This is a genomic window from Xanthomonas sp. 4461, assembly GCF_024806475.1.
Lineage (GTDB): Bacteria > Pseudomonadota > Gammaproteobacteria > Xanthomonadales > Xanthomonadaceae > Xanthomonas > Xanthomonas arboricola_F.
On record NZ_JANTYV010000002.1, the window covers coordinates 863359 to 886554 of the forward strand.

Sequence of the window (23196 nt, forward strand, 5' to 3'; positions counted from 1 at the left end):
CGCACGCAGCGGGGCGGCGTTTTCATACCGCCACCGAATGAAGCGGCGCATCTGGCGGACATGCCGTAGAAGTTCTGGTCGTGTACGTCAGTGGCAAGCATGCCGGCAAGGTCAAGGCCCCGGCGAGCCGCCCGCAACATTGGTCACGTACATCGATCGACGATAGCGGCGTTCGATGTCGTTGACTGGCAGATATTGATTGGCACAGACGCAAGCGTTGAAGCATCCCAATGCGGAATCTTCAACGCGATAGCCGCATACCGCGCCTCCTCGTGCACGATGGATGCTGCGCTGCTGCTTGCGTACTCGCTAAGCTAGGCATCGCCAACCCATACACCTAGCGGCCCCAACAACGACTACTGCGTGGTGCGCGGCGTCACGCCTGTGGCCGGCAACGCCGCTGTGCTACGGTCCGGCGCTGTATCCGCCCGGAGACGTTTCGCATGCCGCACCGATCGATCGCATCCTCTCGTCTGCGCTGGCTGGTGCTGCTTGCCAGCCTTGCTGTCACTGCCGGCAACGCAGCGCCACGCGCTGCCGAGGCCGCCTTCAGCGCAGTGGATCCGTTTATCGGCACCGGTGGCGAAGGCCACACCTATCCCGGCGCCACGGTGCCGTTCAGCATGGTGCAGCTGAGCCCGGATACGCAGATCAAGCCGCGCAAGGAGGCCTACGGTTGGGCCGCCGGTTACCGACACAGCGACAGCACCATCGTGGGCTTCTCGCATACGCACTTTTCCGGCTCCGGGCATTCGGACCTGGGCGATGTGCTGCTGATGCCGCAGGTTGGCGAGGTCAAACTCGAACGCGGCGATATCACCAAGCCCGGCAGCGGCTATACCGCGCAGTTCGACCACGCCAGCGAGCAGGCGCAGCCCGGCTACTACGCGGTCACCTTGAAAGACCGCAACGTCCGCGCAGAACTCACCGCCAGTGCGCGCGTGGGTGTACATCGCTATCAGTTCCCCAAGGGCGTACCGGCGCATGTGCTGGTGGACCTGCGCACCAGCCTGTACGACTACCCCGGCAAGGTGCAGTGGTCGCGGCTGCGCGTACGCGGCGATGGCACCGTCACCGGCTTTCGCGAAACCCGCGGCTGGGCACCCGGCCGCCAGCTGTACTTCGCCATGCGCTTCTCCCGCCCGCTCACCGCCACGCAATTGCACGACACCGAGCAGAACGTCCCGTACAAGGGCTTTCCGCCGCCGGGCGAGAAGAATCCCGCGCAGCGCGCACAGATCGAAGGCCGGCAACTGGTCGGCGTGTTCGACGTTGCCAACGATGGCACGCCGCTGGTGGTCAAGGTCGCGCTCTCGCCAGTGAGCGAAGCCGGCGCCATCGCCAATCTCGATGCGGAGGTGCCCGGCTTCGATTTCGACCGCGTGCGCGCCGATGCACGCGCGCAGTGGACGCAGGCGCTGTCGGCGATCGACGCGCAAGGCACGCCGCAACAACGCACCCAGCTCTACACCGCGCTGTACCACACCCTGCTCGGCCCCACCCTGTTCATGGACAGCGATGGCCAGTACCGCGGGCCGGACAACGCCGTGCATCAGGCGCATGGCTGGACCAACTACTCCACCTTCTCGCTCTGGGATACCTACCGCGCCCTGCATCCACTGCTGACCCTGGTGCAGCCGCCGCAACGCAGCAGCGACATGGTCAACTCGCTGCTCGCCTCGCGCCGCGAGAGCGCCTACGGCATCCTGCCCGTCTGGGCGTTCCACGGTCTGGAAACCTGGTGCATGATCGGCTACCACGCCGTGCCGGTGATCGCCGACGCCTACATGAAGGGCATCGGCGGCTTCGATGCCGACGAAGCGCTCGATGCCATGGTCGCCAGCGCCAACTACGGCCCCTACGACGGCATCGCGCAGTACCGCGAGCTGGGCTATGTGCCTATCGACGAAGAAGGCGAAGCCGCGTCCAAGACGCTGGAATACGCCTTCGACGACTGGACCATCGCGCGCATGGCCGACAAACTCGGCAAGCCCGCCATCGCCGCCGAATTCAGCAAGCGCGCCGGCAACTGGAAGCACACCTTCGACCGGGCCACCGGCTACATGCGCGCGCGCACCCGTGCCGGCAACTTCCGCGCGCCGTTCGACCCCTCGGCCAGCGGCTACGGCAGCGACTACACCGAAGGCAATGCCTGGCAGTACTCCTGGTATGTGCCGCAGGACGTCGCAGGACTTGCAGCCGCACATGGCGGCGACAACCAACTGCTCGCGCGCCTGGATGCGGTGTTCGATGCCAAGGTCGACCCCAAGGTGTTCGAGCACATGGAAGACATCACCGGCCTGATCGGCTGGTACGCGCACGGCAATGAGCCCAGCCACCATGTCGCCTATCTGTACGCCTACGCCGGCCAGCCCTGGCGCAGCCAGGCGCGGCTGAGCCAGATCGTGGACACCCAGTACCACGCCGGCCCCGAAGGCCTGGCCGGCAACGACGACCTCGGCCAGATGTCGGCCTGGTACGTGTTCACCACGCTGGGCTTTTATCCGGTGGCACCGGGCAGCAACCAGTACATCATCGGCCGCCCGTTCCTGCCGCGCGCCACGCTCAACCTGCCCAATGGCAAGCGCTTCAGCGTGATCGCCGATGGCCTGAGCAAGGCGCGCAGCTACATCGGCAGCGCCACCCTCAACGGCCAGGCATTGAATCGCGCCTACCTCACCCACGAGGAAATCCAGGCAGGCGGCGAGTTGCGCTTCCACATGCAGGCCACGCCGAACAGGCAATGGGCCACAGATCCCGCGCAGCGGCCGTATTCGATGTCCACCCCAACACCTTAGAACGGCTGACACAGGTACCTAAAGGCCAACAAGTTAAAGTGGCTTTCGCCGCCTTGGCAAACAAAAATAAAAACCCTTGTATTTCTTAAAAAACTCAGAAAATTAAAAGGCCCTAAATATTTAAATCACCACTCCAAATAGCATAATTAAGTCAGCTTTTCTTCAACCAATGGAAGGAGCTTCCTTCAACGCATTTATTAAACACTCAGTAGCTGCGTCAACTCTATAGAAGTAATCGTCCCAATCTGCTGAAGATCGCTTACTTAGGTAAAGGTCAACTGCCGGGTAAACGACATGGTCTTCCCTGACAGAATGCACCATCATCGCAATCTCCACAGGCTCGCAAGACAATTGCGCATTTAGCATACACCCTAAGGAATTGAACAGGTTAACAACTAGATCCATCTCCTGACTACTGCGCGGCACGATGCCGACATGCCGCTCGTCCGGCATGCGTCCTACAGGACGATAGTCGTGGCCTTCGCAACTTGTATAAGTTACCAGGTTATGTTCAAACGCGATCGTCACCAGCAGATCTTTAACTCCCGGTTCAACAACATCCAAAAAATTGGGATGAAAGCGTGAGGCGAGACAGCTCTGAGAAGGAAACGGGTTGCCATCGTTATTAAGATTCCCGAACTCGGAGCGTCTCTGCGACATAGGAGCTTCTTCGGCAATCCTAACCATCTGCATTTCGTCCAACGGGAGGTCCCACAAACGAATGAACAACCCTAATCTGGCAGAATTGTTCTGCGAACGCGGCTGAAGCTGTCTAATACCCATTTCTGAACTTCCTGCGGTCATTGGATGGCAAGAGACGAACCAATCAGTCCCTGACTAGTAGCTATGCGGACAGTTCCTGCTTCAACGTGGTACACGCGACTTGCCCTCCGAATAGTTTCCGGACGATGCGCAATGGACAAGCAAGTAATTCCGAGTGCCGACAAGTTATCAAGAAGTTTATGCTCCAAATTTTCATCCAGGTTTGCAGTCCCTTCGTCGAGCAACAAAATTCTGGGTGCATGATAAAGAGCCCTCGCCAGAAGAATGCGCTGCTTCTGCCCACCGGAAAGAGCTGAACCTAGATCGCCTATGCGGCTATTGAATTTCATTGGCATAGCATCTATTTCATCAAGGATCAGAGCTGTATGGGCACATGCCCGAGCACGTTCTTCGTCTGGACTCGACTCGAAAAATGCGATGTTGTCTATAATGCTTCCTGACAACAGGGTGTCATCCTGCATGACCACACCGAACATCCGGCGATACTGCTGGAGATCATAGCTGTGGATATCCTCACCATTAATGCGAATTTGCCCCCTAGTCAGCTCGATCAACCCAAGCAGAACTTTAAATAGCGTCGTCTTTCCGCTACCCGAAGGCCCGGTGATGGCGACAAATTCACCTTGCCAAAAATCCAGGGAAACATCTGAGAGCACGTCGCCCTCAGACGCACTAAAGCGTGCGGTAACATCAATCATCTCAACATGAAGATCATGGGAAAAAGAAGCTGGCAGGCCGCCTTTCTGACTTGAATCCCTCTCTATTGGCGCCAAAGCGATCTCGGAAAGTCGATCCATATGCAAGCCCACAAGTCGCAACTCCATGACTTGCTCTGCGAATGCCATGGACTTTACCGAGAAATGGGATTTGTAAACAAATATGGCAAATAGTAAACCCAAACTAATTTGCCCCGCACCCACTTGGATCGCGCCCAAGTATACACTCGCGGACAAATCCAAACCTAAAAGCATTACTTTCGTGGCGGATTGCGTAGAGCTCACTAATCCTGATCGCATGTCGGCCTCCACCAAGCGGCTGTATTGGTTAATCCAGGCGCTGAGTCGCTCATGTTCCTTAGCGAAAATTTTAATTGGCTGCATCCCTCTGATGGTTTCAATAACATGCGAATTTTCTTCTGAGCGTGCCCTCACCGCTTTCTCGGTTAACAGTCGGGTGCGACCAAAAAATGTCATTCGCATCAAGAGATAAACCACGAATGTCATCATCGCAATAAGCGCAAGCTTTGCTGATAGCGCGCTAATGATCGCTAGAGCGACCACGGCGATCACCCCATCAAGCATGACGCGCGGCAAGGCACCTATCAAAACCTGTCGGATAGCGTTAGTGGATTGATACCGGTCCACCAAGTCACCGGCCGAACGCTTGCTGTAAAAGCTTAGCGGGAGTTGAAGCATATGCCTTATCAAGTGGCTCATGAATTGCTTATTGAAAGACGAGCTAAAATGCAGCATTACATAATCGCGAGCAAGAGTAATACCCCCATGCAACAAGGCCACTCCGGCAAAGCCGATCGTTATAGACGCAATAAAATCCAGATCTCGGTATTTTAGACCTGTATCAATCACAGTCTTTAACAGGAAAGGACTGAGCAAAGCAAATGTTTCTAGAAATAAAGTGAGCCAGAGCACCTGGGCAACATAGCCGGCAATACCACGTCTACCGCTAAGAAAAGCAAGAAGGGTAAACCGCTCACCCTCCCGACCTACACGAAAATCCGCACTTGGTGTTAATTGCAACGCAATCCCGGTGAAGTGATTAGAAACCTCATCATTGGACATCTGGAGAACACCGCTTGCAGGATCGTGGACAATAAATTTGTCCCTCCGGGCTTCGACAAGCACCACAAAATGCTCAAAATCCCAGTGAAGGAGAGCAGGTAGCTTTAATCGGAAAAGCCCAGACATTTCACAACGAACAGATCGCGTACTAAGCGAAATTTTCTCGCCGAGTTCAACAATGTCGCGCAGTGTTGCACCCTTCTGAGAGATCGGAAATCGCTTACGAAGATCAAGCAGGGAGATGTCAAGACCATGGTATCCAGCGACCATAGCCAAACATGCCAGTGCACATTCACTACTTTCGGCCTGGTATATCATTGGCGTCTTGCACTTACGCGACATCAGCTAACCATCCTGATCAAGATGAAAGGGAAAATAATTTCCTTGGCACACCTCTTACAGCCACTAAAGGCTCTATCGGCAAGCTCGTCAAGGCCTTTATTTGGATGCGTAAGCAGTGGCTCGAACGTGTAGGTACGGTGCAGCGCACAGCAATAGCGGAGGTAATGCGTGCACCACTTATTCTTCCGCTAGCGCCAATAAGTTTAATCTTGCCTCCCACCTGGAAATAGTGTGGATCACCCGTAGTCAATAGAAGCTCTAAACCGTCGTTAGCCATTAACGCCGGCGAGGCTGCTAGCTCAACACGTGGAGCTACGCGCAGATTTACGGCAATTAGCATCACCATCATCAGCGCAGCTAGCGGCAGTAACGTTACTAATCTCACTGGGAGTGGCCGGAACAAATCAATGCTACCGAAACTCCTCAAACGCCTATATTGCTCAGCCTCCGGGCGAAAAAATGGACGAGATTCAATAGGGTCGGGGCGCATTAATTCTCTACAATGGTGAGTAGGCTAGGCAAGCAATGCCAGATTAAGAAAGACCTGCGGCGAATTGATCAGAAACTTCGGTGAGCGAAGAAAATCGCAACGATTTTAACCGATCCCGCAGTGGCTCATATAGTGCGATACCTAGCTCACTTAGCTCTGCATGGTCTTGCAGCGGCGCGGCAAGTTCCCGCATATAGCAAGCCACAGTCGACCAACGTGCGCGTACTTCTTGGTTTAATCCCGCTGTTGCCATATAGTCAAATACAATCATAGCATTGCCAAAAGCGTGGTATCCCAGCAATATTCGGTCAAGAGGCCGGTCGCACTTTTTCAATGGTGAATAGTATGAGCGCGCGCCCGGAATTACAGTTGATCCAAGCCAACCGCACATATGGTAATACTGATGTGAGCACTCGTGAACAAGCATTTCAGCAGTTTCAGTGACTGAGGCGGGCACTGCGACGTCGATACCACCCATACGTAAAGCAGATGAATTACTACTTATCATATTTGCCGCCGGACGTACTATAGGCGTTATTTCGCTTAGCAATGCGCAGACCCATCCTACATATTTTGGTGAGACCTCACGCAGTAGTTGCAAAGCCGATTGTAGTTGTTCTGCGGCACTTACGAAATCTGTCTCAACGTCGCACCTATCGTTTATCCATTCCATTCGATGCCAAGAGTCGCCGACGAGCCGTATCGCCGATTGGCCATCAATTTTTATAAAATTTGATGGGCGCTCTACATGGTCCCACAACGGACCTCTGTCGCTGTCGCCGATGCAGTGCAACTGCAATCCTCTCCCATCTTTCCGCGTCAATGAAATTGATTTATTGTCAGCATGCAGCTTGCATTGCCCTTCAATTGATCTACCACATATCAATACAGGAGACTGCAGTTCAACATCAATAGCAACTTCATCTAATATACCGGTAATCAGGCCACTGATAACCACCTGAGCCAGTAGCCAATCATTATCTGCAGATCGGCAAGAAGGTCTTACAGCAGGGTGCAAGCCAGCAAATATACTACTAACCTCAGGAGTCCAGTATGCACTAGACGCCTCCCTAGATCTTATTCTCTCTAGCATAACTTCGATCAAGTTTTCATAACGATGACAGCCGATGCGATCGCGCACTTGTTGGCAGAATGCGATGTATTGAAGAGTCACCAATTCCGCCGCGAGTGATCGATAATCGCCTTCCATTGGCGAGGAAAAATAGCGAAAGACGTCCATTGAACCCTCTCATTTAAGCTCAAATAACATTTACATGAAAGTTCCGCGCCTTGTATCGTGGTTTGCTTGAAAGAATTGCGGCCATGATATCCATCGCACCTTCCCGACGAGCAACTACGCTAGCCAATGCCGAATGGATGGAATCGAGAGTTTGGCAGAACACCGAGGGTTGATCGAATTGCTTATCTTTAGAATAACGATTAAATAAATCACCAGAACGACACGTGCGATACCATTCGCATACATCACACTTTTGCGGTGGGTTATCAATGCTATCAATCAACGCTCGCCACATTGACCCAGCGAAGAAATCAGCCATCCTGGTATTTCGCACGGTCACATCGGTTGGACAAAAAGACCTGTCGAGCGCCATGATGTTGTCATCCGGACCGATAAACCCCTCGGCTGATACCGTTATGACGCCGTGGCGATTGGCACGCCGGTAATCCAAACCTTCAGCATATTGCTCGGACATCAGTGCAAGGATGATTTCAGTAAGCAGGTAAATGCGCACAGGCTTTTCTTTACTCGGATTCAACCAGTACTCGATAACCTCATCAAAAAAGCGCATCCATTTCTCTTGAGGCTGCAAAAACTTACTATCATGGCCTTCGCGAGGGAGTAGCAGGTTTAGGCTATAGACCTCGAGATCCTCAACGAAATGACGGATCAGCTCACCTCCGTGCAATTCTGGATTAGCAACACAAAGTACCCCACTAGGTGGAATACGGCCCTCTTTAGCTGCTTTTTGCAGAAGTTTCAATCCACGGACACTATTCTCATAACTACCGCGCCCGCGACGATCTGGGCGTTGACGATCATGAATATCTTTTGGCCCATCTATGCTAACACCAACCATGACACTGTGCTTAGCGAACAAGTCCACCCATTCGTCGTCAATCAGTGTTCCGTTTGTCTGCATACCAATGTGCAGTTGTGTACAGCTGTCCAGCGATTTACGGAGAATGTGGCACAAGCGGTCGAAACGTACCTTAGGAAGCAATGTAGGCTCGCCTCCATGCAGGCCCAGATAGACTTTCTCGATACCCATATCCAATACGCCCTGGCGTATGAAGCTGGCAGTATCGATGACTGTCTGCTCAGGAATCAGCGCCCGACTGAGCTCGGATATATTGTTTTCCTGCTCGAAGTAATAACAGTATGGACATGCAAGATTACAACGCTCAGCTAGCTTCAACACAACATCAATGCTGTTACCTCGAAATGGAGGAGACATTCGCACACTTCCTGTGAATGCAGACGAATCGATCTTATCGGGATTGCATATGCAATGAAGCTGGGCTTTAAAAGGTACCGGCAGTTATGCCGGTACCTCACCTTGTGAGACTTTACTACAGCACTTCTTGTGGCACACCTGATGCATGGGCAGAGCCATGGGCGGATCCGTGGGCTGCACTGACCATGTCCAAATGGGCATCGACCAGGTCCGTCATATCCCCTACATTCATGAGTGAGTTCGAGGAACCTTCAATCTTCGACTTCAGGCGCTCTGCGAGACTCTTTAACTTGCTGTCCATGAAACCTCCATTGTCTTTGTAGAGAGTGATTGAGAACTTCTATTCCGGTAGACCTACTGTTACTCCGGCAACATCCTGGGCCGGCACCAGATTGAGCATGCCAGACGCTGGCACACCAATGCTCTGCTTCACTAGCTCTAAAAGCCAACCGCGCTGAAAAAAAACAGTCAGGCGCTGCGCGTAGCAATAGCAGGCGAAACTGTTATTGCCCGCATTGCAGGAGGGAGGACTGCGAGTTGACCCAGCGGTATCAGCAAAATAATTCCAAGCAGTGAGTACTCGATAGGCAGACGAGAAAGTTCGTAATAGCCCATCAAAAGCAGATTCATTCCAATAGCCATGGCTATGCCAAGAAACGACCCGACCGTCGTCAAAAGCAAGTTTTCCACTTGAAAATAATGCAATATCTGTTTCCGTGTCGCTCCTAAGGCGCGGCGTATACCAATAGTACGAGTTCGTTGCTGGACCCAGAAGCTTGAGAGGCCGAGAATCCCAGCCAACGTGATGATCAACAATCCGGTGCAGACAAGTACTAAAAGACCAGCCATTGATTTATCGGTACGATAGTACCGATCGCGCAATGACTCTATAGTGCCGTTGTTCAGGCCATATACGCGTGGCGGCCCAGCCAGCCTAAGTGCCTGCAGTGCCCTCTTCAGAGTAGCCTCACTATCCTGCGGAGTAGTACGGAGCACGTAGTTGGCCCCTGAAGTGTAGGGAAGGTTAACTGGAAATATAACTGAATAATCCATGGTGATTGGATCATCCACCTCACTTGGACGAGTCAAGCGCTCAACGATGCCGACAATCCGGGTCGGCTGCCCTCCCCAGCTATAAAATGACTTTCCTATGGCATCTTCGCCAGGGAATAGCCGCTCCGCCGTCGCACGAGTCACGATAGCCGTTGGAATAACGACTTCACCTGGAATATCGGTGGACTTCCAGTCAACGTAGTCGTCACCAGTGAAGTCTCGACCTGCGACTAGGTTTAGACCCAATGTCTGGATGACCCCTGACCCGGCCAGATAGATAGCGGCGTCCAAAGTGGGCGTCGCTTGATCCTCACGCATGCTTACGGCGCTGTTTGTTGACGAATCGCCATACGGAATTTGGTTGACAACGGTCGCGGAAAGTACGCCTGGAATCGCACGCAGTGCCAGGAGATCGGTACGCGTCTGTGCAAGGGAATCTTCATCTTTTTGACTAGCCGGACTGAGCTGAAGCCTCAGTAATGCTTCTTCAGCGATGCCTGTCGGGCGCTGGATTCGCACCACCCGCTCGACGATCAGAAACCCTGCATTGCAAATAACCGCATAGGCAAAGGCGATCTCAAGAATGATTAGGGCTGCGATAATCTTATGGTGACGAAGGGCGGACAAGATCGGGTGAATATACATTCGAAACCTCAAAGATTCTTGAGCTGACTAGCAGGTGCAATTCGGCATGCACGCCAAGCAGGAAATGAGCCGGCGATAAGAGTGGCAAGGATAGAAAGGGTAACTGCCCAGACCAAGGTAGAGGCATTCATCATTGCCAAATGAGCATGACCCGCTGATTGCTGGCGTACTGCCCATAAACCAATCCATGCAAACAGCAGGCCCGCTAACCCACCTGCAATACCAACAATGCCGGCCTCCACCAGACATTGCAGAAACACCGCACTTCGCGGCGCGCCAAGTGCACGACGGAGCCCAATCTCGGGAGCTCGGCGCAAGAATTTAGCCAGCAGAAGCCCAGTGGTGTTAAGCAAGCAGATAAAAAGAAACCCGGCTGCAAGCCAAGTTTGCAGGCGTACATCGCTAGGCACCACTCTCTTGTACTTCAGCCAACTGGTGATATTGTCTAATCGCACATTCACGGGTCGCTGAAAACGGCCATTTCGTCGCTGCAGCGCGGAATAGTTCTCCAAGTATGCGATATAGGCGTCAGCATCGGCGGCAGAAGCAAGCTCCACCCAGTACTGCACCCATGCACAAGGAGAGTTGACACCGAGACGCCCTTCCTGAGTGTCAGCACCACCCCAACATGTAATGCTACCAGCTGTCCCCATCCGCAACTCACGCGACGTAGAGAAAGGAATGAAGATCTGCTCTGAGTCGCTAAAACCACCTTCCCGACTGAGGTCGTAAAATTTTGGATGTACCTCCCATGGCCCAATGACTCCCACGATACGGAAATCAACACCATTTAACCTCAAGATCTTTCCGATACTATTGGCACCCGGAAACAGGCTGTTTGCCAGAACTTCGCCTAACACTACAACACGTGCAAGAGATTGATCATCCGCCGCCGTCCACACTTGGCCTTGAGCCAATGGAACCTGAAACATGGGGAAAAAGTCAGCTGATGTATAACGTATGCGCTGGCGGAAAGGCATTTGAGCATTGTCGGGCGGCTCCACAATCACAGAGCCAGCCGCCATCAATGCTTGTCGGACGCCTTGCTTTTCGCGCAGCAGCTGCTCAGCATCTTGGCGCGTCATGAGGTCATGCGGTTCGCCGTTGGGGCTGAATCCTGCCATATCTTGCGCATCCATTCGCGGATGGAATATACGGCCACTACTATCAGGCATCGGATCTTTAGAAACCACCAGAAATACGGTCAATGTCGTCATGACTGCACCAATGCCGATACCAATAGCCAAAATCATCAAAATAGTAATCAGAGCATTGCGACGCAGGCTCAATAGGCCGTACTGCAAATGATATGAAAGCAGCAAGGGGCGACGGGCTAAGAAAATCATTCGATCATCCTTACCGTTAGAGATATCCCTTAGAAAAATATTGGTTAATGTAACTCATGATCAACCACATGTAAGAAAGCATCATATTAGTCACTTTTAATTAAAATGGACGCACAAGTGATACCTATAGTTTTCTTAGTGGAAGGATCCATGATCTTTGCCCAAGCTCCTCCCCCGACAACGTAAACCCCGCACTGTTTAACTCACGAGATCACACGCCCCATAGAACGTAAAGCCATCCCATGCTAGTCCGGCCCCAAGACACGCAGGGAACTTTTACGCAGTGGGTTGATTGCAGGCAACCTTTATAGATCACCCCATATTGGATGCTTATACGCCGAGTAAGTGCTGTATTGCATGCAATGGTGGTCACACATTGCATCGATAGCATCATTCATCCTTGCCTCCTTGTAGCACTCCATAAGCCACAACTTCCTTGTAACTTACTTCTCTCAAGACTTCAAGCAAAGAATGGTACCGAATCATGAAATTTTTGAGTGACGCACTGCTTATAGAGCAGATCACATGTTTTTGTGGCACAAGTCATACTTCCACCTCACGCCAGGGACCTTGGCTTGGGGCATAGACAGATTACCTTGGAAGCATAGCTAGATATACTTATCTTGAGGTTCTGCCTGCGCCAGTTCTTAGCCGCTGCGGTCCTGATCCAAAAGTGTGACTTTGGCCGTTTGCCGCACCTTTTAGCGCGCGTCGCTGCTCGTTGGCCAGCGCGATCTGGACGCGAACAGATGCTGCAGTGTGATGCCGCAGCATATCTCCAGCATACATAGCTCGCTCTTTTGCTGATGCTTGTAGCCATTGCATCTGGCACACGGACCGCTTCCAGTTGAATCTAGCGTGAGCGCACAAAGAGCGACGGCCCACCACTAACCTTTGCGCCCACCAACAAGCAAGGATGAGCGCAGATCACTGATCTTTAGCCTCAAAGCAAATAGCGTGCAGCCAACGCTTCGCCCGATTGATAGACCGCTTTTTCAATGGAAAGGATGGTTAAGCAAAAATTCTCGCCTGATAGATGCATTAGCCTGATGAAGGCGAAGCACATGACACGCCGCAGGCATTAGGCCGTGTACGCGAACTTAGACCTGCGCCAGTGGAGTCATCCATAACGTGCCAACCGATCCAAAATCCCAGGCACTTCCAGCCCAAGCTCCCGCGCCAGAAACCCCACCGTCCCCATCCGCTTGGCCAACTGCCTGCCCGCCGCCGCATGCACCAACACGCCCCATAACGCAGCCGTCAACGCATCGCAGCCGCGCGCGACAAACCCGGCAATCAATCCCGCCAGGACATCGCCAGACCCGGAGGTGCCCAACCCGGATGCGCCCCCGCGATGCATCCACAGCACACCATCCGGCCCGGCAATAAAACTGTCCGCACCCTTGACGATCACCACGCTACGCAGCTTCTGCGCAAACTTCAGCGCGTACTCGCCCGGCGCCGCTTCCACCGCCGCCTTGTCGTCGCCGGCCAGGGTCGCCATCTCGCCCGCATGCGGCGTCAATACGAATGGCCGCCCGATCGGCGCCCGCAAACCGCGCGACAACGCACCGGCATCCAGCACCAAGGGGCACACCGCCTGCTCGGCAGCGCGCCTGACCATCGCCGTGGTGGTGGCCGACGACGCCATGCCCGGCCCGATCACTGCCGCATCGCAGGCCGCCATCGCCCCGTCCAGCGCGCGGTGCCCGCGCACGATCTCGCCGTGCGCGTTCTGCGCCAATCCCAACACCAGGGCTTCGGGCACAGCCAACGCCATGCCCGGCGCCACGCTGGCGGCGGTGGCGATCTGCAACTTGCCCGCACCGGTGCGCAGCGCCGCCTCGCCGGCCAACAGCACCGCACCCGGCACGCGCATCGAGCCACCCACGATCAACACGCGCCCGCGCTGCTCCTTGTCGCCGCCAGGTGCCGGCAACGGCATCGACCGCAAGGCCGCGGCGGTAAGCAGGCGCACGCGCGGGGCGGCCATCAGCGCGCGCCGGCCGGGCGATCGGACTCGGTGGTCACCGGCTCATCAGCCAGCTCCGGCGGCACAAAATTGGTGTGCAGCAACTCCAGCGATTGCCCGTCGGCCGCCACCGCATACCCGGTGACCCCGCAGTTGGGCACATCGCCTTCGCGGTCGATACCCAGGATGGTGGCCTCGTCCATCCGCTCGATCAGGTAGCGGAAGCAATTGACGATCACCTGATGCCCCACGATCAGTACCCGCGCGCCCACATGGTTGCGTTGCAGATCGCCCACGATGGCGCGCAGCCGGAAGATCACATCGCACCAGCTCTCGCCACCGGGCGGGCGGAAGTAAAACTTGCCTACCAGGTTGCGCTGCTCGAAGAGCGCCGGAAACGCATCTCGAATACCGGACGTGGTGTAACGGTCGAGCACGCCGAACTCCTTCTCGCGCAAACGCTCGTCCACGCTGACCGACTCGGCCGGCTGCCCCAGCGCACGCGCCACCGCGGCGGCGGTCTGGCGCGCACGCACATAGGTGGAACTCAGGATCAAGGTCGGGCGCTCGTGCTCGGGCAGACCGGCCATCCATGCCCCCAGCGCTTCGGCCTGGCGCTCGCCCAGTGGCGAGAGCGGAATATCCGCATCGCGATGCTCCAGGTCGATCAGCGCCGCACCATTGGCTTCCGCCACATCGCGCGCCACATTGCCTGCGCTCTGCCCATGCCGCACCACCCACAACCGCGCCGGCCACTGCGCCGAGACACCGGCTACCGCACTGTTCTCACTCACACGCTTCTCCTGCATAACGTGCCTCACATGTCGCACAGCCGCCGTGAAAACATGGTTGACCGCCACATCTGTGACCGCCGTTTCAATACGCACGCGCATCCATGACTGATGGCCTATCAGCAAGCGAACGCAACGGACGACTAACGCCGCGCCGCTATACTGCAGCCCCCCGCTGATCTACCGCCCCATGTCCAACGTCCTGTTGCTGCGCACGGCAAAAGAGCGCGAAGAACTGCTGCTGGAAGAGGTGCTGGATGCCACCGAGCAGTGCATCGACGTCATCGGCCTGGGCGCCACCAGCTTCGAGCTGATCGCCGAGCGCGCCAAGGTCAGCTGCGGCAGCCTGCTGCAACGTTTCGAAGACAAGGACGCGCTGGTGCGCGCCTTGCTGGAGCGCAACTACATGCGCGCCATCCGCCAGATGTGGCTGGTGGAACACCCGGCCAACGTGCACGTGGTGGATTTCATCGCCGGCCTGCTCGAGGAATGGCTGCTGCAGGAAATCAACATCAAGCGCACCCGCATCGACCTGGAACTGCACCTGGCCACCCTGCGCGACCCGGTGCTGGCCGCCTTCATGCGCCGGCAGAGCGCATCGCTGATCGAACACCTCAGCGCCCTGCTCAAGCGCCTGCTCCGCGGCCACGCCGACCCGGCCAGCAGCGAACAGGAATTCCAGGCCCGCGTCTTCGCCGTCGCCGCCATGTGCGGCGGCCTGCACAGCGTGATGACCAGCGGCATGGAACTCAACCGCATGCATCTGCAGCTGATCCTGCGAGAGAGTTTGTCGGGGATTTTGAAGTCTGCGCCGGTGTAGCGATTGCTACAGCGCTGTACGGATGATTGCGTACGGCACTCGGTAATCGAGCGCAGCGGCACGCCACAATCGCTCAGACGCCGTCAACGTTCGGCACGCACGCGCCGTCGCTCATTTGGCAGGCGCCACTGCGGCGGTATCCGTCTTCTTGACTGCCTCGATCCTGCTCCAACTCAGCACCTGACTTGCAGGAATCAGGAAGCGTGGCTTGTGTTCATCGGCAAGCCCGCCGGGCGGCGCCACGTAGAAGTCAGAGCCCAATCGGGTTAGCACATCAACTGCCGGCAGCACAAAAACTGACGATTCTGGCTGCGCTCGCTCGCAGCGTGCGTCACCCCAACTCGCCCTGACGATCTGGCAGCCTTGCTCGGTCAATTGCAGCTGCACTCCAGGCAACATGCCGATGCCGAGTTTGCGAACGCTGACATCGACCGTCCCCAACAGCCCACCGCTGTAGAGCAAGACCGCCAACATGGCGGGACCGACGACCCGGAGCCGCTTGGACAGCTCAACCCGATGTGTGGCGTAAACCGCCCAGTGCACCATGACCAACATGCACGCGGCGAGGAATAAATAGAGCCAGTCCATTGCTCGCCGAGGAGGAGCAAAGTAGTCAACGGCAAATCCCGCCAATGGCCAGAACGCCAAGTACATCAGCGACATCAAGGTCAACGTTCCACGGCGCTTGCGCAATACCGGCCACCATCGGCGCACCCTGTCAATCTCCCAGATCACCGTCAGAATCGCCAGACCAAACGCACCGAGACAAAAGCCGGCCACGATGCCATAGCTCGCCGACCGCCCGTACCCAGCGTGTGCGCTTAGCAGCATTCCTGCGTAATAGGCAGCGGCAAGCGAGCCGGCGGCAGCAAACAGCCAGAACCTACCGAAGATCCGCTCCCTTCGCCTACCTAGCTCCCGTTGGGTACGCCGGTAATAGGACTGCAAACCTTTTCGCGCTGCATCGCCCTGCTTGGGACGCAATGGCACAGGCAGTAGATGCTGATCCACCAGCAACCCGATCACCCAAGCGGGCATGACCAACAACGCCAGAAACCCCATCAACGCGATCCCACCGAACAACGCTACCGCGCTTAGGACAACGCCTAAATCGCCAAGCGACAAGGAAGGCACATAGCCGATGCGTAGGAAGTGGGTCAGCACCATCCCACCGCCCCAGCAGGGAACCCACCATTTCAGATCGACCCCAAAGGTCTGCCGCAACATGCGCCACACCGGCGCGCTTGGTTGCGAATGAGGCACTCGCCGCGCATTTGCCGGTTCGTTCTGTGCTGCTACCTGCTCACCTTGCTGCATCATCGCTCCTTGGCATCGCTCCTGGCGTCGACAGCATTGCCTTACGGCAATGGCTCACCTGGCCTGCTCGCAAGCACGCCGCAACCGTGGATCGCCGGTTCCCGCACAGCGCGCCAGGGCGAGTTTTGCCAGGTCATCCTTGCCCATGCGCCGTTGGAAGCGAATGTCGTATGGCAGCAACTCTGGCGGATCGCCAAGACTTTTTCTGCTGATCGCAAGCAGCTGCAGCGCTCGTTCGCGCTCACTGTATCCGTCAACGTCTTCCAGCACGAACTGATGGGCAATGAACAAGGAGTCGTCTCGCGCGAGTTCCTGCTCCCGCTCCAAAATCCGCTCCCTGTCATTCGTGGATTTCTCCTCAATGCGCAGCTTCAGATAACGACCGAGTGGTGTCTGCCCTGCCGGCCTTCCAAGAAGCGAGAAAACTGTAGATTGATCGGAGAGACGAAGTCGCCGTTGTTGGGCCTTCTCGCCATCCATCAGCGTTTGAATTTGCTCAAGGTCGGCAAACAATTCCGCCACGCGCGGTTGCTGCTGCCATGGGAGGTCACGCATCTCCGGGCGCTCGGCATCGCCATAGTGTGTCTCGATGTGCTCGCGTGCTAGCTCAGCGCGTTTTCCCGCCTTGCGGTGCCCGCGACCGGCCTGGGCTACGGAACGGTTCACTCCCTTGACCAGCGAAGTAATCAGGTTATTGACCAGTTTGCTGTCGTCCACCTTGCGCGCGGCCGATTGCGCCTGATCGCTCGCTTTGAGGTACCGCTCCACCGTACCGGACAAGCCAGCTTCGGCGATCGCATCTGCGTCTACAGCTTTATTTTGCTGTTCCCACAGGTCCATCAGCGCCAGCAGATCCATCATTCCGATCGGGTTGTACCCGGCACCGATCATCAGATCGATGCCTTTGCGGTCGGCCTCTTCTTCCTGCAGTCGCATGCGCCTGGGCACAATACCGGCCTGAATCGATTTCATCGCGGCCTCGCGCATCAGCGCCTCACGCACATAACCGGTATCGCCGCTTCCTCTTCGCTGTGCATCCACATAGGCCTGATCCAGATACAGCGATGTCAGTCCACCGCCGATCTGGCTCAGCTTTTCAAGCAGGCTGGTTCCGGCATGCCGCATCAGCACATGCGCGTACTCATGCGCCACAAGCGCGGCGAGCGCGTCACGGCTGGGAAGATTCGACAGCATGCCGGCGGCGATGAAGATCGACCCGTCGTCGGTCGCGTAGGCATCGAGCAATGGTGCCGGTGTGACATGAATCCTCGCCGCTGGCGCCGACGCTCCAGCAACAGCGCGGATCTCCTGCAACACCTGATCGAGGTCAGCGTCGAGCTGCGCGTGCTGCACGGTGCCGTAGGTCCAGCGCTGCCTTTGCAGTGCCGTCATGGCCTGCCCTTGACGTAGCGACTGATTGGCGCCGGTAAAAATCTGCAAGCCACGTCCCACCGCATCAAGATGTTTTTGCTTGATCAATTTGTCTTCGGCGCAGGCATGCGCTGTCGCAAACAGTGCCAACGTCAAAACCAGAACCCGGCGCATCGGTGTCACCTGCATCCCTCCCCCACACCGCGCACGCCCGCAGTGACTGCATCACTGGCTTCGCTGACCGTGCTGGTGCAGCGTACGTTGCTGGAGAGTTTGAGATCGCCGGCGATCTTGACCTTCAACTTGTCCAGCCAGACAGGCCCGGCCGCCGTTTCGACCAGCACGTAGCCCTTGGGAGAAACCTGGCTGACCTTGGCCAGGCGCAGGTCCACGCCCGCAGGCAGCGGCCCCACGCGGCGGAATCTGCCTTCGCTTTCTGCATAAGTGACAACCTGCCCATAGACCTCGACAACGTGGGGCTGTTGCTTGTCTTGCGCAAATACCGGCTGCATCAGCAGGGCAGCAAGCAGAGGCATCAGCTGAAATCGCTTCACTGCATCATGCATTGGAATTCTCCGGTGTCTCGGCAGGTCGGGCAGGAGGTTGGTTGTATAGATCCCGCCAGCCGACCGCGCCAGTCACAACAAAGGCGAGTACCAGTGCGGAGATCCAATGGTTGGGCGGTTGCCGCAAAACCATCTGCGATAGAACGATGATCAGCAGGCTAGTGCCAGCGCAAACAACCGCCACAGCAACGCTGCGTACCCTGCGCAAGGAAGGTCGCCGCGTGAGCATCAAGGCGGCACCAGCACCGAAGGCAAGCAACAACATGCTGAGCAGCTCGACGACGCGGTCGCGCCAGCCGTCGCGATAGATCCGCCGGCTCCCCCAAGTCATCAGATTGTCCAGCGCCATGGCATGCAGGTACACGCCGGGAATCTGCTGATGCACAGGCGACATCACCTGGTCACTAAGGCCACTCAGGCGGGTGCCGACCAGCACTACGCGATCCTTCAGCATGGCCGCCACCGCAGGGTCGTCCAGTTGCTCTTCGAACACTGTTAGCGCGTACGCGCAGCGCTGACGCCGCTGGTCTTCGACATGCTCGTCGATACCGCTGAAAAAGCCATCCCGTGTCAGTCCCGCAGCCCCAGCCAGACGCGTCCACCAGCCGACATATGCACTGCGTACGCAGCTCAGCCCTCGCGGCGGCGCAGGCACGCGCGGCAGCGTCGATCCCCACTGCACAGAAAGTGGTGCGCCAAGCGTGTCGGAGGTAAGCGCACGCGCATCCTCGCTGCAGCCTGCAGCCGACCGCGTACGGCAGGCCACCTGATACAGCGCCAACGCCACCGAACGATAATCCGCGCCGAACCCCGGGCCGGTCGACAGCGGCGGCGCCCAGCCTTCGTCGCGCACGTTCTGTGCAGCGAGCAACATTGGATAGTCGTTCCCCAGCCCCTTCCAGCTTGTGACCACGTCTTGCGCCGCAATCGCAGCGCTGCCGCTTGCTACCGATGCCGCAGCCCCGCAGCCCGAAGCAGCAGGGCCAACGCCAGAAAAGATGGAACGTCTCCCTGGCGCCGACACCCCGAAGAAGACCGGCACCTTCCCGCATCCCATCTCGGCAGCGATCCCGGCTCGCGCATCATCGTAGCTGTCGTCGTAGTCGCGTCGCTGCTCCATCAGGATGTCGACATAAACCGCACGTGGCTGCTGGGTCAGCACGCGGCGCAGTACCTCATCGTAATAGCTATAGCGTGGCGGCCATGCGGAGTCCCGCGACTGCAAGGTGTGGTCATCGATAAGGACCACCGCGATATGGTCCTGCGCGATAGTTGTTGACGGCGACGTCCGTCCATAGAACGGCGCAAACATACGCGCGGCAATACGTTGCGACTGCACTTCCCCGGCACGCTTCAGGCCAAACGGGTCGATGGCACCGATCACAAGCGTGAGCAGGAACACCGCCACAAAAATCCGCAAGCTCACATCGATCCAGCGCAGCACACACGCCGCCGGTCGGCGCAGCCAGGTACGACGCCCGATCGTGTCGCTGATACCGACCAGCCCATCGCCCTGCTGTTGAAGGTCACCAGGGGCGGAAGCGCAATGATGTTCCGTAGAGATGTCCCGTGCGCGCAAACCTAGCTCCTGCCACTCGGCCGACGCAACAGACGGCCGGCTCATGGGTCGCTAGCGGCAGCGATCCGAATTGCTTGAGCACCCAACGTCCAGAGTGTGATGAGCTTTGCGACCAGCCCACGTAGCAACGGCAACAGCTTGCCAAGCGTATAAGCGTCAGTGGCATATTTCGCGTCATCCCGAAGGGACACGTGTGACCTGCTCCCCTCTCGTCGTGCAGGTCACCCCCAACGGAGCAAGCTGGACAAGTGGCTAGCCGATAAAAACAAAAGCTCTGTGCGGCAACAACAACGCCCAACCACACCGAACATAATCAAAGCCGCTGAAGCGCCAACTGATTCAGGATGCCGCGCATGGCGCCGGCCGCATCGAAGATTGCGCTGCCCAACACAGGCAATGTGCTGCGGTCCAGCCGATCGGCGTTGCCTGCAGCGATCACATCGCCATGGGCGGCGATGGTCAGCAATAACTGATCAAGTGCATCCACCTGCTCCATCGTGATGCCGAAGGCAAACGCATCACGCGGCTTGTCATCCCCTGCCCGCCTGCGCGCACGGGCCGGTGCCATCACTGGCCGGCTCATGCGGCCTCCCCGTCGTCAGCACGCGCGTTGTCAGAGTCGTCGAGCTCCAGGCGCGCGGGCCACTGCACCTGCGCCAGTGCCTGCGTTACCTGCTCGGCCAGCAGCTCCAGGCAGCACGCCAGTTCGTCCAAGCGGATGGCTGGCTGCCGCAACTGCTCTTCGGCCTGCGTACGCGGCTGCGCAAGGCGCGCCAAAAACCGCATGTGGTCGCGTAGTTGCTGCAGGCGGTATTGCGCCTTTTCTGGCAAAAAGTAGCCAGCTTCGGCGTTGGGTTGACGATGAGCCTCGGTCATAGGATCTCTCGCATCAAGAAAAACCACCATTTTCGGAGGTGGCAAGCCGCTGTACGAGGAGTTCCGAGGCTCCGTGAGGTAAAGATTGCTATCGCAACTGGAATAGGTCAAGTGCAATAGCGAAAACTAGAGACCCATGCCAGCTATGGCCGAGCTTGATTACCGATCCAGCCTTGTAAGTTGGCCTCTATCACTTGCCAGATGGCATATCGGTAGGTGCACAATGTCCGCTTGTTTCAAACCAAACAGGCGGGAAGGCCAAGCGTGATTGTTTACCAGTCGACCAAAGCCGCGTTTCTTCTGCTTTCGCAACAACAGCCCATCGAACAAGTAATTTCAAACGCTTACACCGTCAAGACAGGGAGATATGCGCCCGAGAGCGAGTTCCGAGCCTGGCGGCACTCCCTTACGCACATGGCTGATGTTCTAAGTGATGACAACCTGCCGGATGACATGGGCATCGGAATCGAATTCGGCATCGCACAAACCGCCAAGCGCATCGACTTCATTATGAGTGGGCTGGGCGAGACTAATGAACCGCGCGCGATCATCGTAGAACTCAAGCAATGGTCGACGTCATCCGTCACCGATAAGGACGGCATCGTCAAAGCGCAGCGCGGTGGGGCGAACGAGAGCGAAGGACTGCATCCATCCTACCAAGCCTGGTCTTATGCCGCACTGCTACAAGGCTTCAACGAAGCGGTGCACGAAGGAGGCGTGCAGCTACAGCCCTGTGCCTACCTGCACAACCATTTTCGCGATGGCACCATCGACGATCCCCGCTATGCGGCGTACACCGACAAAGCACCGCTGTTTCTGCGTGGCGTTGAGGAGAAGCGCAAGCTGCGGGAGTTCATTCGCCAGCATGTGCGACAAGGCGACAACGGCCAACTGCTCTACAAGATCGAGCAAGGCCGTATCCGTCCCTCCAAGATGCTTGCCGACAACGTTGTAGGCATGATCAAGGGCAATCAGGAATTTGTGCTGATTGACGAGCAGAAGTTGGCCTATGAGACCTGTCTGGCGCTTACTGCACAGGCCAGCGCTGAACGCAAACAGGTCCTGATCATCAAGGGGGGCCCCGGCACCGGGAAATCAGTAGTGGCAGTAAACCTGATGGTTGAGCTGACCAAGCGTGGCGTCACCACCAAATACGTATCTAAGAACGCCGCTCCACGCGCGGTTTACGCGCAAAAGCTGGCCGGGCATATACGCAAGATTGAAATCGGCAACCTTTTCTCGGGCTCAGGAAACTTTCATCAGACCGAACAAAATGTGTTTGGTGCGTTGGTGGTGGACGAGGCGCACCGCCTCAACGAGAAGAGTGGCCTGTACGGCAATTTAGGCCAGAACCAAGTGATGGAGCTCATCCGTAGCGCCCACTGCACTATCTTCTTCGTCGACGACGACCAGGTCGTCACCTTGTCAGACATCGGCTACACCGGCGAATTGCGCCGTTGGGCCTCAGATCTCAATGCCGAGGTGACTGAACTTGAGCTGGCCTCACAATTCCGCTGCGCCGGTTCGGATGGCTACATCGCTTGGCTGGACAACTTCCTCGATATCCGTCAAACCGCCAATGCCGATTTCGACCGTAACGCCTTTGATTTCCGCATCGTCGATTCTCCGGTGGAACTGCATAACCTGATCCGAGAGAAAAACAAGCTCAACAACAAGTCACGGGTAGTCGCCGGCTACTGCTGGGATTGGAAAAGCAAAGGCGATGCGAACGCTTGGGACATTGAAATTCCCGAGCATGGCTATCGGGCGCAATGGAATCTGGGGAGCGATGGCAGCTTGTGGGCAATCGCAGAGAACTCCGTCGAGCAAGTCGGTTGTATCCATACCTGCCAAGGATTGGAGCTGGACTATGTAGGTGTGATCATTGGCACCGACTTGGCTTGGCGCGGCGACCGCTTGGTTACCGACCCGAGTAAGCGTTCAAAGCAAGACCGCTCGATACGTGGATACAAGTCACAATCCAAGAATAATCCGGAGATTCATAACCGCGTGGATCGCATCATCCGGAACACGTACAAAACTCTGATGAGCCGAGGCATGAAGGGGTGCTATGTCTATGTAGCCGACTCAGAGCTGAAGAGATCGATCATTGGGTGACAGCTTCATTCCAAAGCAGATATCTTTCGAACCTATAGGAGGTCCTCTTCTAG

18 protein-coding genes are annotated in these 23196 nt (G+C 56.6%); 3 read left to right on the forward strand and 15 right to left on the reverse strand.

The annotated features are described in order from the left end of the window. The first annotated feature begins 443 nt into the window (after positions 1-443). Positions 444-2798 carry a GH92 family glycosyl hydrolase gene (locus FHY19_RS11440; RefSeq protein WP_259166168.1) on the forward strand — a complete coding sequence of 785 codons (2355 nt, stop codon included), beginning with the start codon at positions 444-446 and terminating at the stop codon, positions 2796-2798. A gap of 162 nt (positions 2799-2960) precedes the next feature. On the opposite strand, the gene FHY19_RS11445 is transcribed toward FHY19_RS11440, so the two are convergent. The 9 genes from FHY19_RS11445 to FHY19_RS11485 all read right to left on the reverse strand — a co-directional run bounded on the left by FHY19_RS11445 (position 2961) and on the right by FHY19_RS11485 (position 14514). Next, positions 2961-3500: a hypothetical protein gene (locus tag FHY19_RS11445; RefSeq protein ID WP_259166171.1), complete on the reverse strand. Its 540-nt coding sequence runs from the start codon at positions 3498-3500 to the stop codon at positions 2961-2963. 98 nt (positions 3501-3598) lie between these two features. Further along, the gene (locus FHY19_RS11450) at positions 3599-5722 is read right to left on the reverse strand and encodes a peptidase domain-containing ABC transporter (protein ID WP_259166173.1); all 2124 of its coding nucleotides are present in this window, start codon (positions 5720-5722) and stop codon (positions 3599-3601) included. Between the two features lie 533 nt (positions 5723-6255). Beyond that, entirely contained in the window at positions 6256-7452 is a 1197-nt protein-coding gene (locus FHY19_RS11455; protein ID WP_259166176.1) for an HEXXH motif-containing putative peptide modification protein, read from the reverse strand. A gap of 19 nt (positions 7453-7471) precedes the next feature. Beyond that, on the reverse strand, positions 7472-8689 hold the full coding sequence (locus FHY19_RS11460; RefSeq protein ID WP_259166179.1) for a radical SAM protein: 1218 nt from the start codon (positions 8687-8689) through the stop codon (positions 7472-7474). A gap of 115 nt (positions 8690-8804) precedes the next feature. Further along, positions 8805-8990 carry a hypothetical protein gene (locus FHY19_RS11465; protein WP_259166181.1) on the reverse strand — a complete coding sequence of 62 codons (186 nt, stop codon included), beginning with the start codon at positions 8988-8990 and terminating at the stop codon, positions 8805-8807. Between the two features lie 167 nt (positions 8991-9157). Further along, on the reverse strand, positions 9158-10387 hold the full coding sequence (locus tag FHY19_RS11470) for an FtsX-like permease family protein (protein ID WP_259166182.1): 1230 nt from the start codon (positions 10385-10387) through the stop codon (positions 9158-9160). An 8-nt stretch (positions 10388-10395) separates the two neighbouring features. Beyond that, the gene (locus tag FHY19_RS11475; protein ID WP_259166183.1) at positions 10396-11733 is read right to left on the reverse strand and encodes an ABC transporter permease; all 1338 of its coding nucleotides are present in this window, start codon (positions 11731-11733) and stop codon (positions 10396-10398) included. Positions 11734-12853: 1120 nt separating this feature from the next. Next, on the reverse strand, positions 12854-13726 hold the full coding sequence (locus FHY19_RS11480; protein WP_259166185.1) for an NAD(P)H-hydrate dehydratase: 873 nt from the start codon (positions 13724-13726) through the stop codon (positions 12854-12856). Further along, positions 13726-14514, reverse strand: coding sequence for a histidine phosphatase family protein (locus FHY19_RS11485; RefSeq protein ID WP_259166186.1), 789 nt, complete (start codon positions 14512-14514; stop codon positions 13726-13728). Before FHY19_RS11485 ends, FHY19_RS11480 begins: the two co-directional genes overlap by 1 nt. Positions 14515-14686: 172 nt before the next feature. On the opposite strand from FHY19_RS11485, the gene FHY19_RS11490 reads away from it, so the two are divergent. Further along, positions 14687-15316 (forward strand): TetR/AcrR family transcriptional regulator, encoded by a 630-nt coding sequence (locus FHY19_RS11490; RefSeq protein WP_259166187.1) that lies wholly within the window; start codon positions 14687-14689, stop codon positions 15314-15316. A gap of 111 nt (positions 15317-15427) precedes the next feature. Here FHY19_RS11490 and FHY19_RS11495 read toward each other — a convergent pair whose 3' ends face one another. The 6 genes from FHY19_RS11495 to FHY19_RS11520 all read right to left on the reverse strand — a co-directional run bounded on the left by FHY19_RS11495 (position 15428) and on the right by FHY19_RS11520 (position 21025). Continuing rightward, positions 15428-16633 (reverse strand): hypothetical protein, encoded by a 1206-nt coding sequence (locus FHY19_RS11495; RefSeq protein ID WP_259166189.1) that lies wholly within the window; start codon positions 16631-16633, stop codon positions 15428-15430. 54 nt (positions 16634-16687) lie between these two features. Then, positions 16688-18178: a M48 family metalloprotease gene (locus FHY19_RS11500; RefSeq protein ID WP_259166190.1), complete on the reverse strand. Its 1491-nt coding sequence runs from the start codon at positions 18176-18178 to the stop codon at positions 16688-16690. Positions 18179-18183: 5 nt separating this feature from the next. Beyond that, on the reverse strand, positions 18184-18570 hold the full coding sequence (locus FHY19_RS11505; protein ID WP_259166192.1) for a hypothetical protein: 387 nt from the start codon (positions 18568-18570) through the stop codon (positions 18184-18186). After that, on the reverse strand, positions 18563-20194 hold the full coding sequence (locus FHY19_RS11510) for a CHASE2 domain-containing protein (protein ID WP_259166193.1): 1632 nt from the start codon (positions 20192-20194) through the stop codon (positions 18563-18565). The genes FHY19_RS11505 and FHY19_RS11510 overlap by 8 nt, the downstream gene beginning before the upstream one ends. A 268-nt stretch (positions 20195-20462) precedes the next feature. Continuing rightward, on the reverse strand, positions 20463-20732 hold the full coding sequence (locus tag FHY19_RS11515; RefSeq protein WP_259166194.1) for a hypothetical protein: 270 nt from the start codon (positions 20730-20732) through the stop codon (positions 20463-20465). Next, on the reverse strand, positions 20729-21025 hold the full coding sequence (locus FHY19_RS11520; protein ID WP_259166374.1) for a hypothetical protein: 297 nt from the start codon (positions 21023-21025) through the stop codon (positions 20729-20731). Before FHY19_RS11520 ends, FHY19_RS11515 begins: the two co-directional genes overlap by 4 nt. A gap of 231 nt (positions 21026-21256) precedes the next feature. Here FHY19_RS11520 and FHY19_RS11525 point away from each other — a divergent pair, with 231 nt between their 5' ends. Further along, positions 21257-23143: a DUF2075 domain-containing protein gene (locus FHY19_RS11525; protein ID WP_259166195.1), complete on the forward strand. Its 1887-nt coding sequence runs from the start codon at positions 21257-21259 to the stop codon at positions 23141-23143. Positions 23144-23196: the final 53 nt, after the last annotated feature.

Excerpts from the sequence above, each read along its gene's own strand:
- FHY19_RS11465 (WP_259166181.1), bottom strand. The coding sequence starts at position 8,990 with ATGGACAGCAAGTTAAAGAGTCTCGCAGAGCGCCTGAAGTCGAAGATT.
- FHY19_RS11450 (WP_259166173.1), bottom strand. The coding sequence starts at position 5,722 with ATGTCGCGTAAGTGCAAGACGCCAATGATATACCAGGCCGAAAGTAGT.
- FHY19_RS11455 (WP_259166176.1), bottom strand. The coding sequence starts at position 7,452 with ATGGACGTCTTTCGCTATTTTTCCTCGCCAATGGAAGGCGATTATCGA.
- FHY19_RS11520 (WP_259166374.1), bottom strand. The coding sequence starts at position 21,025 with ATGACCGAGGCTCATCGTCAACCCAACGCCGAAGCTGGCTACTTTTTG.
- FHY19_RS11495 (WP_259166189.1), bottom strand. The coding sequence starts at position 16,633 with ATGCAGCAAGGTGAGCAGGTAGCAGCACAGAACGAACCGGCAAATGCG.
- FHY19_RS11480 (WP_259166185.1), bottom strand. The coding sequence starts at position 13,726 with ATGGCCGCCCCGCGCGTGCGCCTGCTTACCGCCGCGGCCTTGCGGTCG.
- FHY19_RS11485 (WP_259166186.1), bottom strand. The coding sequence starts at position 14,514 with ATGCAGGAGAAGCGTGTGAGTGAGAACAGTGCGGTAGCCGGTGTCTCG.
- FHY19_RS11505 (WP_259166192.1), bottom strand. The coding sequence starts at position 18,570 with ATGCATGATGCAGTGAAGCGATTTCAGCTGATGCCTCTGCTTGCTGCC.
- FHY19_RS11490 (WP_259166187.1), top strand. The coding sequence starts at position 14,687 with ATGTCCAACGTCCTGTTGCTGCGCACGGCAAAAGAGCGCGAAGAACTG.
- FHY19_RS11500 (WP_259166190.1), bottom strand. The coding sequence starts at position 18,178 with ATGCGCCGGGTTCTGGTTTTGACGTTGGCACTGTTTGCGACAGCGCAT.
- FHY19_RS11470 (WP_259166182.1), bottom strand. The coding sequence starts at position 10,387 with ATGTATATTCACCCGATCTTGTCCGCCCTTCGTCACCATAAGATTATC.
- FHY19_RS11475 (WP_259166183.1), bottom strand. The coding sequence starts at position 11,733 with ATGATTTTCTTAGCCCGTCGCCCCTTGCTGCTTTCATATCATTTGCAG.
- FHY19_RS11460 (WP_259166179.1), bottom strand. The coding sequence starts at position 8,689 with ATGTCTCCTCCATTTCGAGGTAACAGCATTGATGTTGTGTTGAAGCTA.
- FHY19_RS11515 (WP_259166194.1), bottom strand. The coding sequence starts at position 20,732 with ATGAGCCGGCCAGTGATGGCACCGGCCCGTGCGCGCAGGCGGGCAGGG.
- FHY19_RS11510 (WP_259166193.1), bottom strand. The coding sequence starts at position 20,194 with ATGAGCCGGCCGTCTGTTGCGTCGGCCGAGTGGCAGGAGCTAGGTTTG.
- FHY19_RS11440 (WP_259166168.1), top strand. The coding sequence starts at position 444 with ATGCCGCACCGATCGATCGCATCCTCTCGTCTGCGCTGGCTGGTGCTG.